3 protein-coding genes are annotated in these 1,509 nt (G+C 64.3%); 1 reads left to right on the top strand and 2 read right to left on the bottom strand.

Annotation, left to right across the window (positions count from 1 at the left end; genetic code table 11):
• On the bottom strand, window positions 1-415 hold a 415-nt coding region (locus VK92_RS38695), incomplete at its 3' end, for an FTR1 family protein (protein WP_048468265.1).
• A gap of 12 nt (window positions 416-427) precedes the next feature.
• Window positions 428-760, bottom strand: coding sequence for a cupredoxin domain-containing protein (locus VK92_RS38690; RefSeq protein WP_021162111.1), 333 nt, complete (start codon window positions 758-760; stop codon window positions 428-430).
• Window positions 761-1,124: 364 nt separating this feature from the next.
• Between VK92_RS38690 and VK92_RS38685 the strand changes: the two genes are divergently transcribed.
• Complete coding sequence (locus VK92_RS38685; RefSeq protein WP_021162112.1) at window positions 1,125-1,325, top strand: heavy-metal-associated domain-containing protein; 201 nt, start codon at window positions 1,125-1,127, stop codon at window positions 1,323-1,325.
• Window positions 1,326-1,509: the final 184 nt, after the last annotated feature.

The raw sequence follows: 1,509 nt of genomic DNA, 5'->3' as shown, positions 1-1,509 counted from the left end.
CGATGCCGTACAGGAACAGCACGGCCTCGGAGCCTTCACGCAGCACCGCGACGCCGACCACGATCGCGAGCCCCGTCAGCGGCTTGCTGCCGGCCGCGACGGCACGCCCGACCGCCGTCATCTGCATCGCCATCTCGCGACCGTGCCGGCTCATCCAGATGCTGTGCCACGCGAGCATCAGCGTCGCGACGAACATCACGCCCGCGTTGAAGACCTCCTGCCCCATGCCGGATGCCCATTGCGAGATCACGTCGGCGAACGCCGCGATCAGGCCGGCGCCGATCACGCCGCCCGCCAGGCCGCCGCCGACCCACCAGCCGCGCCGCGGCACGCCTTTTGTCGCGGCCATCACGATCGACACCACCAGCGCGGCCTCGAGCACTTCACGAAAGACGATCAGGGCAGTCGACAGCATGTCCGTATCCGCTTACTTGACGGTCAGGTGCGTCTTCGACTGCGCTTCGTGATACTCGTCGTGGAACTCGTAGGTCCCGGCCTTCAGCGGCCCGACCAGGATCTCCACCGACTTGCCGGCAGGCACGACCTTCTCCGCCTTGAAATCGTCGCTCTCGAATTCGGCGGGCGTCGCGTCGAGGTTCTTCACGACGAACTTCACCTTCTTGCCGGCCGGGATCGTCACGCCGTCCGGCGAAAACTTGTGATCCTTCAGGGTCAGGTTGACGACATCGTCGGCCGCAAATGCGGACGTGGCCGATGCGCCCAGCAGCGCCAGCGAAAAGCCGAAAGCAAAACGGTTCATGGGGGGTAACGAATTGAAATATCGAAGGGAGCTGATACTAAGATCGATTCGCATTTCCAACTCGCGTACCCTTACTGGCGACATGGTGATCGCGCTTCATCGAGTGCCGCTACGCCTTGCCCGGCAAGGCATCCACCCCGCTTCGCCCGGAACGCTTCGCCGTCAATCGGGACAAGTGCCGAATGACGGCAAAAGCCCGCAAGCGATTCATCAGACATCACCTTTACAACAGGCTGTCGCCGCACTACCGTCGTCGCACCGGAGCCGCGACACGGATCTTCGTCGACACGCGTACGCTTGACCTTCCCACCGTGGCAAGCTTCATGCTGTCGATGCTTGTCAATCGTCAACTCAGGAGAACACGATGGAATTCGAAGTCCAGGACATGACCTGCGGCGGCTGCGCCAATGCAATCACGCGCGCGGTGACGGCAGCCGATCCCGCCGCGAAGCTCGACATCGACGTCGCGGCGAAGATCGTCAAGGTCGAGTCGGCGCAAGGCGCCGAGCGCGTGCAGTCGATCATCGAAGCCGCCGGCTTCCACCCCGCGCTGCGCACCGCTTGACGCCACGCTTAGCGCAACACTGAACGCAACGCGGGCGCAACGCACACGGGCGCGGGCACACCGCCCTATGGCGCTGCGCCCGCGCCCCGCAGTGCATCAGCGCAGCCGGATCAGCGTCGACTTCAGTTCGGTGTACTTCTCGAGCGCGTGCAGCGACTTGTCGCGGCCGTTGCCCGACTGCTTG

Source organism: Burkholderia sp. LK4, from assembly GCF_001043615.1.
GTDB lineage: Bacteria > Pseudomonadota > Gammaproteobacteria > Burkholderiales > Burkholderiaceae > Burkholderia > Burkholderia cepacia.
This window is presented reverse-complemented; position numbering and strand designations above follow the sequence as displayed.